The organism is Candidatus Methylacidithermus pantelleriae (genome assembly GCF_905250085.1).
GTDB classification, from domain to species: Bacteria; Verrucomicrobiota; Verrucomicrobiia; order Methylacidiphilales; family Methylacidiphilaceae; genus Methylacidithermus; species Methylacidithermus pantelleriae.
Map to the genome: position 1 here is coordinate 1 of NZ_CAJNOB010000040.1, position 7,474 is coordinate 7,474.

The 7,474-nt window shown below is 54.4% G+C and carries 6 protein-coding genes; 4 read left to right on the top strand and 2 right to left on the bottom strand.

Annotation, left to right across the window (positions count from 1 at the left end):
• Positions 1-129: 129 nt before the first annotated feature.
• Entirely contained in the window at positions 130-2,082 is a 1,953-nt protein-coding gene (gene speA / locus KK925_RS08340) for a biosynthetic arginine decarboxylase (RefSeq protein ID WP_174583501.1), read from the bottom strand.
• A gap of 152 nt (positions 2,083-2,234) precedes the next feature.
• Between speA and KK925_RS08345 the strand changes: the two genes are divergently transcribed.
• Complete coding sequence (locus tag KK925_RS08345) at positions 2,235-2,741, top strand: bifunctional nuclease family protein (RefSeq protein ID WP_174583502.1); 507 nt, start codon at positions 2,235-2,237, stop codon at positions 2,739-2,741.
• A gap of 95 nt (positions 2,742-2,836) precedes the next feature.
• On the opposite strand, the gene KK925_RS08350 is transcribed toward KK925_RS08345, so the two are convergent.
• The gene (locus KK925_RS08350; protein ID WP_174583503.1) at positions 2,837-3,832 is read right to left on the bottom strand and encodes a TerC/Alx family metal homeostasis membrane protein; all 996 of its coding nucleotides are present in this window, start codon (positions 3,830-3,832) and stop codon (positions 2,837-2,839) included.
• Between the two features lie 791 nt (positions 3,833-4,623).
• Between KK925_RS08350 and KK925_RS08355 the strand changes: the two genes are divergently transcribed.
• The 3 genes from KK925_RS08355 to KK925_RS08365 all read left to right on the top strand — a co-directional run bounded on the left by KK925_RS08355 (position 4,624) and on the right by KK925_RS08365 (position 7,108).
• On the top strand, positions 4,624-5,139 hold the full coding sequence (locus tag KK925_RS08355; RefSeq protein WP_174583504.1) for a hypothetical protein: 516 nt from the start codon (positions 4,624-4,626) through the stop codon (positions 5,137-5,139).
• 27 nt (positions 5,140-5,166) lie between these two features.
• Positions 5,167-5,940: a pantoate--beta-alanine ligase gene (gene panC / locus KK925_RS08360; protein ID WP_174583505.1), complete on the top strand. Its 774-nt coding sequence runs from the start codon at positions 5,167-5,169 to the stop codon at positions 5,938-5,940.
• A 100-nt stretch (positions 5,941-6,040) separates the two neighbouring features.
• The gene (locus KK925_RS08365; protein ID WP_174583506.1) at positions 6,041-7,108 is read left to right on the top strand and encodes an N-acetylmuramoyl-L-alanine amidase family protein; all 1,068 of its coding nucleotides are present in this window, start codon (positions 6,041-6,043) and stop codon (positions 7,106-7,108) included.
• The last annotated feature ends 366 nt before the right edge of the window (positions 7,109-7,474 follow it).

Here is a 7,474-nt window from a genome sequence, read left to right on the forward strand (position 1 = left end):
GTCCTTGACTTGCACCGACAAAGGTCAAAAACCTGACGAAGGTTCAGCTAGGAGGCCGTGAGGCTAATGAATGATCGCGTTCCGAGGAACGATCCAGATCTTGTTGAAAGGGGCTTTTTGTGTGCTGTGTCACGGCCGCTTGGAGAGAGGTGGCTCTTTTTCGTTTTGCCCCAGGGCCAGGTACGCAGATCCTTCCAAGCCTCGCTCATAGGCCTCCAAAAGAAGCATTCCCTCCGTTGGCTTGAGAACATCCGATCGAATGGCTTGATCCACCTGGGTTTTCATCGCCCTTAGGATCGTGGGAGCCTCATATTGGACCAGGCTTAAAGCCTCTCGAATTTTCAAGGAAGGGATCGTTTCCTCAATGTAGAAGCCTCCAGGCTCATCGGGATCCAGAAACACGTGTGCTTCATTCACCCGGCCAAAAAGGTTATGGAGATCGCCCATGATGTCTTGATAGGCACCTACCAGAAAAATCCCCAGATAATAAGGCTCCTTGTCCACCGGGTGGAGGGGCAGGGTGGGCGCAACCTCTCCGTGCGGGCCTACGAAATCGGCAATCTGCCCATCAGAATCACAGGTGATATCAACAAGCCTTCCCTGCCGCGTTGGTCTCTCCAACAACCGGTGAATGGGCATAACCGGAAAGACCTGCTTGAGACCCCAGTAATCAATCAAGGATTGGAAGACCGAAAAATTGCAAAGATAACGGTCGGCCAGATGATCTTTCACCGTCCGGAGTTCTTCCGGTATGGATCGCCGCGCTCCGTAGAGCGCCAGGATCCTTTCCAAAAGTTCCCAGTAGAGTGCTTCAATCTGTGCCTTGGTGGATAAATCCAATAGCCCGAGGTCAAACATCGCCTGTGCATCTTCCTTAATCTGGAGAGCGTCGTGGTAGTGCTCCAAAAGATTCCCTTGGTTTACCGTCGCTTTTAGCTCTAAGAGATCTCGTACCAGTTTGTGGGGGTTCCCATTGGGACAAGGAACCAAAACCGGAGTCTTGCGGATAACCCCCAGCACATTAACAACCAGAACCGAGTGATGGGCGACCAGGGCTCTTCCAGTCTCTGTCACCAGGGTTGGATGGGGAACCCCCTCCTGCTGGCAAATTTCGAGCACGTTGTACACGATGTCCCGCGCGTACTCGGCCAGGGTATAATTGATGCTACTCTCGCGGCTGGAACTGCTCCCGTCGTAGTCTACTCCTAAACCCCCTCCCACGTCCAGGTAGCGCAGTTTTACCCCTTGCTGGCGAAGGCGCGCGTAATAGCGAGCCGCTTCCCGAACAGCTCGCTTGATTGCCAAGATATCCGGGATTTGGGAACCGATGTGGAAATGCAGAAGCTCTACCCCGTGGATCATCCCGCACTCCTCGATCCAGCGGAGTGCCTGGAGTAGCTCTGCTGTCGAAAGGCCAAATTTGGCTTCCTCTCCTCCTGAGCGTGCCCATCGCCCTTGCCCCTTGGTCGACAGTTTCAGGCGGATGCCTAAAAGCGGTTGCACACCCAGGGACTGGGACGCCGAAAGAATGGTGGGAAGTTCCTCGAGTTTCTCGACGACCAAAAAGATCCGTTTGCCGAGTTTTCTACCCAAAAGGGCCGCCTCAATGAAGGCACGATCCTTATAACCGTTACAAACAATGAGACTTTCGGGATCCCGGTGCATCGCTAACGCTGCAAACAGTTCGGGTTTGGACCCCACCTCAAGCCCGTGATGGTACGGAGCTCCCGCGTCTAAAATTTCCTCTACAACCTCTCGCAGCTGGTTGACCTTGATGGGAAAAACCGCCTGGTATCCTCCTTGATAGCCGGCTTCCTGTGCAGCTTCTTCAAACACCCGGTGGAGTTCTTGGACCCGGTGCCGCAAAAGATCTTGAAAGCGAAGGAGAATCGGGAGTTCTAACCCGCGATGGAGACTCGCTTCCACCACTTCCCACAGGTCAAGTTCCGGACCGTTCTCTCCCACGGGACGAACGCTGACATGCCCCCGAGCGTTGACCGAGAAGTATCCCGCCCCCCAGCCCGTGACCCCGTAAAGCTGTGCTGATTGGCCGGGGCCCCAGGCCGAACTGGATTTTGTCATCGCGCGCAATATAAAACCCCCGTGGCCTTTGACAATAGGAGAGAAGCAAAATTCACCGAACTTTTGCCGTAGGTGCCGAGGATCTCCAGGCAAAACAACCAGTGGTTTCATTTGAAGTCATCTTCTGATCATGGTAGAAGGTTTGTAGGCGTATGAAGACCGAGGTTGTCCCAGTGGAAGTTATGGGGATTTTGCCGACGGGTCCCCAGGGATTTGCCGTTTTTCTCGGGAACGAGGAGAAGGTTTTTGTCATCAACGTGGATAGTTACGTGGGAAGAGCCATTGCAATGGCCTTGCGCGGGGAGCGAAACGAGCGCCCGCTCACCCATGAGCTGATTGGGCTCATCTTTGAGGCTCTTTCCATCAATATCGAACGGGTGGTCATTAACGAGCTTCGTAGCAACACGTACTATGCCCGCCTCATCCTGCGAGCCGAGAACGAGGTTCACAAGAAGATCGTGGAAATTGATGCCCGGCCCAGCGATTGCCTAACCCTGGCGATTCAGGCCAAACGGCCAGTGTTCGTTAGCCAGGAAGTTTGGGAAGAAGTAGAGGACATGTCGGAGCTTTTGGAAAAGATGCGGGAGGCACAGCGCAAACAAGAGCGGGAAAAAGACGAACCGCCCGAGCCTCCTCTGTTTGGGGAAGAACCCACCTAAGAGTCGGTTTCCCATGATGGCCGGTCGTTTTCGTTCCCGTAGGAGGGCACGGGATACGTGAGTGGCCGTACCAAGCCTCTTTTTTTGGGCCAAAGCTAGCTAGCCTTGCTCCGCTTGTGTTCACCCTTGGAAGGACAAAGAGAGGCAAGGGTAGTTCCACCCAGGACCCCAATCACGATCCCCAGGCTATAGGACGGAGGGAGCTCCCACCAAGGTTTGAGCGCCATTTCGATACCGAGAATGACTAGTAATATTCCCAACCCCTCGTCAAGGTAGCGGAGATGCTGTAACCCGGAAGCTACGAGAAAGTAGAGCGAGCGAAGCCCAAGAATCGCACAGGCGTTCGAGGTAAAGAGAATCAATGGATCGGTCGTCACAGCAAAAATGGCGGGGATGGAATCCAGGGCAAAGACCAGATCGGCCGACTCAATCAAAAGAAGAGCGATCCCCAAGGGAGTTAGTCGTAGCTGTCCGGCCTGATAGATGTAGAACCGCGATCCGTGAAGCTGCCGAGTTACAGGTAAAATTCGCCAGAGATAGCTCCAAAGCTTTGGCTGGGCAGGGCCGGTATGGTGTGTGGACGCCCGCCGAAGGAAGGAAAGACCTCCGACAACCAGTAGGAGGGCCAGAACGTAGGTGAAAACCTCCAGCCGCCGAAGAAGTTCCGATCCCACTACAATCGCCACACCTCGCATGAGCAGTGCGCCCAGGATCCCCCAGAAAAGGACCGAGCGCCGGTGTGTTTCTGGGACTCGTGTGATGCGAAAGACCAGAACAAAAACCGCAAGATTATCGAGGCTAAGCGCATACTCAATGGCATAGCCCGTGACAAACTCAAGGGCCTTGGTTACACCCCGAGATGACCAGAGCCACAAAAGAAAACCCAAAGCTAGTGCCATCCACAGCCCTTGCAGAGCTAGCGCCCGGGTCCAAGCGAGCTTGCCGCGCTTCGGGGCGGCGGCAAAAAGGTCAACACCAAGCAGGACAAAGACAGCGGCAATAAAGAAGAAGGTGACCAAGCGATCGTCCACGCTTGACGCTAGCAAGGGCCCAGCCAGATGAACAGGTTTGCCTGGCGAAAGCCCAACCATGGAAGCGGCTCAAAGGAAAAGGAATTGGGGCTGACCCTCTCCGGTTGGTTTTCCATGCGGGGGTTTGGCCGCAGTGCAAGAGTTTAGTCGGCCAGAAAAAGGAAGGGGCATTTTCTCCCTGGAGCCGATATTGCGTGGGCCTTCGGAGTTTTTTCCCATTGTTTGTCTTTTGTTTCGCTTTCTTTTTCCATTCCAGTTTTACACCCGATGGTGGAGTTGCGTTGACGGGCATGAGGATGGGATGAAGCAAGTGACGTCGAAGTGATGGACCCGAAACGCGAAACAGTACCTAGCAAGGCCTTTGTAGGGTTTGTGTCTCTTTATAGCCGCCAAAAGGAGATACGGCGACGCAGGGGACGCGTGTGGTTGGGCAAAGAGATCGGTTCTGAGGGCAAATGGGAAGAGATCCCTCACGTTTGGCTTCCTGTAACAAAGGGAAAAGGCTACATGTCATACATATCTTTTTTTCCTCGATGGCGTTCGTACTGAAACCTGTTCCACAGCGGGGGAGCACCCTCTGGCCGACGGAACCACAATTTGGAAGATCGAACCACTCTCGGTGTTCGAAAATCCCCCTCCCTTACAGCTTGGCCAAGCGACATACTCGTGGGCTGCTTCTTCATGTGCAGGCTCCCCTTTGGGGTGGGGTCTCTAGCTAATGGGTATGACACCTAGCTAGTTAACTTCGATCAGATCTGGATACTCCCGTGGGGTCTCTAGCTAGTGGGTGTGACACAAGGAACCCAGTCAAAGGGCTTTTTACTTTTTTTATCAAACAAGCGGGCTTCGGCTTGGCGGAAGTAGGTCGGCGGCCGGAATCAGGCTTTGGGCAAGGGCTTTGCTTGTACGTCCGAGCACGGCCCCTGCGAATAGAGAAGGAGCAATCGTTAGTGGTGACCACCGCTCCCATCCTCAAGGTCCCCGGACCTCCCAAGTCAAGCCGCAAGAAAAGAAGAGGATTGGCTTCGTGTACCCATCCCAAGGGGTACCGCGGCTTTCAAAGGGCAGGCCCTTCCAAGCGTCTAGTGGGTGGCAAGCGCCTTTGCCGGTTCCTTCTGGGGGAATCGGTCCCGCAGATCAAGCGGAGAGTAACGGAAAAAACCGCTAGCTATGAGAGCGAATGTGCCCTGATTGCTGGGAAGAGATTTCTTTTGGCGAGTTTCGCGCTTAACCGGTCGCTGAGTTTTGTCACTTGCAACCGAACGAAACTTCCTCGCAAAGTTATTGGCAAAATCTCCTTCCCCTCCCTCCAGTTGGGGGGAATTCCCTATCCTTTTTCTCCATTGCGGTTCTGTATGAGAGGATAGCCACAAGGACAAAGGAAAGAACCCGTTATGAAAGTGGTGCGTTCCCCGCGAACCATGCAACGAATGGCTCGCAGCTGGAAAGAGGATCGGTACCGGGTGGGTCTAGTCCCCACAATGGGGGCACTCCATCCGGGACACTTGGCCTTGATCGCGAAAGCCCGCCGGTTGTGTGACCGACTGGTTGTGAGTCTCTACGTAAACCCAACCCAATTTGGTCCCAATGAGGATTGGGAGCGCTATCCGCGTTCTTTTTGGGAAGACCATCAATTGTGCCGCCAACATCACGTGGATGTTCTTTTTGCCCCCAAAACGCTTTATTTCCCTGATTCTTCTACCTGGGTCATTGAGGAGTCCGTTTCGGTCGATCGTTGCGGTCGGTTCCGGCCCGGTCATTTCCGAGGAGTTGCGACGGTCTTAGTGAAACTTTTCTGGATCGTCCTTCCTGATATTGCTGTTTTTGGCGAGAAGGACTATCAACAGCTCGAGCTGGTGCAGCGAATCGTTCGGGACCTTTTTATCCCGGTCCGTATTTTTTCGGTTCCCGTCATCCGAGATCATGACGGGGTAGCCTGGAGTTCCCGCAATCGGTACCTTTCACCAAGCGAGCGAAAGATTGCGGCTCAGTTTGCGAGCATTCTTAAGCAGGGTTCTTCCAAGAAAAACGCGGAGCTTTGGGTAAAGGAAGAGCTTGGCAAACTGGAAGGGCTTCAAGTGGAATATGTAGAAAAGGTGCAAGGACGCTTGTGCGCTGCCGTGTGGGTTGGTACAACTAGGCTCATTGACAATGTCCCCTGTCCGTAAACTTCGTGCAACTGGCTGGATCGTCTTGGCATCTGCTACTGGCTTTTGCCTGTTTGCTTTGGTTGGACTTGGATACGCTCGGTCGCACCATCGCAAAGGCTTGTCTCACGGTCGTTTTCGGAAAGCCCCTGGCCAACGAGCTAGTTACGAAGCACTTGAGCCTTTTTGCCGGGCCAAGGGAATCCGGATGACTCAGGATGTGGCTACTGGAAGCCTTTGCCTTTCGAAAGCTGGTCACCTCTTCCAGCTGCGCCGGGCAGACCGCGTAGCGACTTTCGATGGAGTTCGTCACTGGCTTTCCTATGCGCCTAAAGAGGAAAGAGGAAGATGGTTTTTAGCGCGGGCAGATCTGCGGGAACTTGAGGCAGAGCTCGTGCGAGGACCGTCGTCGGCTCATATCCGCTACCACGGCGTGGTCATCGATCCGGGCCATGGTGGGTCGAACCGGGGCGCTCGTTCCTGTCTAGGGCAGTGGGAAAAGGTTTATACTTTAGACACCGCGCTGCGGCTCGCGCGCATCCTGCGCCAGCACGGGATCCCTGTCGTATTGACCCGGACGTTGGATCAGGACGTGTCCCTGTCAGAAAGGGTCCGGATTGCGGGTATGCACCCGGGTTTTGTGTTTGTGAGCATTCATTTTAATGATGCACCCAGCCGCAAAGGCTGTGGAGTGGAGACCTATTGCCTACCTCCGGCCGGAGCACCTTCCACTTATGGGGGTGGGCACTTGATTGCTGATTCCTCGCAGACCCATTGGTGTGTGGGTAACCGGAACGACCCGGACAATCTCTGGCTAGCTCACCGGATACACCACGAGGTCGTTCGCCTGGGAGCCAAAGAAACGGGGGAGTGGGATCGGGGGGTCAAGCATGCTCGTTTCCGAGTCCTTCGAGATAATCCACTGCCCAGCGTTCTGGTTGAAGGGGGATTTCTCAGCAATCGAAGAGAGGCGCGTCTAGTGGACAGTTCTTCCTATCGCCAAGAGTTGGCTCAAGCCATTGCTCGTGGCATTCTCGCCTTTTTCCGTTCCGAAGAACCGCGTCGCAAGAAGTTGCCTCACCTTTACCAGGCGGAAGTTCGACCGGAAAAAGCTTCGTCGCGAACCTTAGCTGAAGGCCACTCTCTTAGAAAGCCAACCACCACAGGTGGGCTTTCCTTGGGCGACTAAGGAACGAGCCCTAGTAGCGGGCGCCGGGAGCTTGTTCTCTTCTTACAGGAGGGGAAAGACCGGCGAGGTGGTTTCCCAAGGTTCCCAACTTTTTCCAGAGCGCATGACGAGAGATCACCACAAAGGATGTGTTTTTCTTGCGCTTTGCTGGCCGGTTCCCTGTTGGCCGCAAGGAATCACGAAAGCCATGACCGCTTCGTTTTCTAAGGAGTCGACCACGGAGTCCGAAAAACCTTCTGCCCATCCTTAGGATCATCCCGTCCCTCTGGGTTGCTTGAGCCTTGCGTGACAAGCCACTCACTTGCACTCGTTATTGCTAACGTTACCTCCCCAGGTTTTCGAATTTCTTAGCTGCAAGCCAAGGAT

What these genes read in the sequence shown, in the direction of transcription:
- KK925_RS08350 (WP_174583503.1), bottom strand. Translation starts at nt 3,832, where the DNA reads ATGGTTGGGCTTTCGCCAGGCAAACCTGTTCATCTGGCTGGGCCCTTG.
- speA (WP_174583501.1), bottom strand. Translation starts at nt 2,082, where the DNA reads ATGACAAAATCCAGTTCGGCCTGGGGCCCCGGCCAATCAGCACAGCTT.
- KK925_RS08345 (WP_174583502.1), top strand. Translation starts at nt 2,235, where the DNA reads ATGAAGACCGAGGTTGTCCCAGTGGAAGTTATGGGGATTTTGCCGACG.
- panC (WP_174583505.1), top strand. Translation starts at nt 5,167, where the DNA reads ATGAAAGTGGTGCGTTCCCCGCGAACCATGCAACGAATGGCTCGCAGC.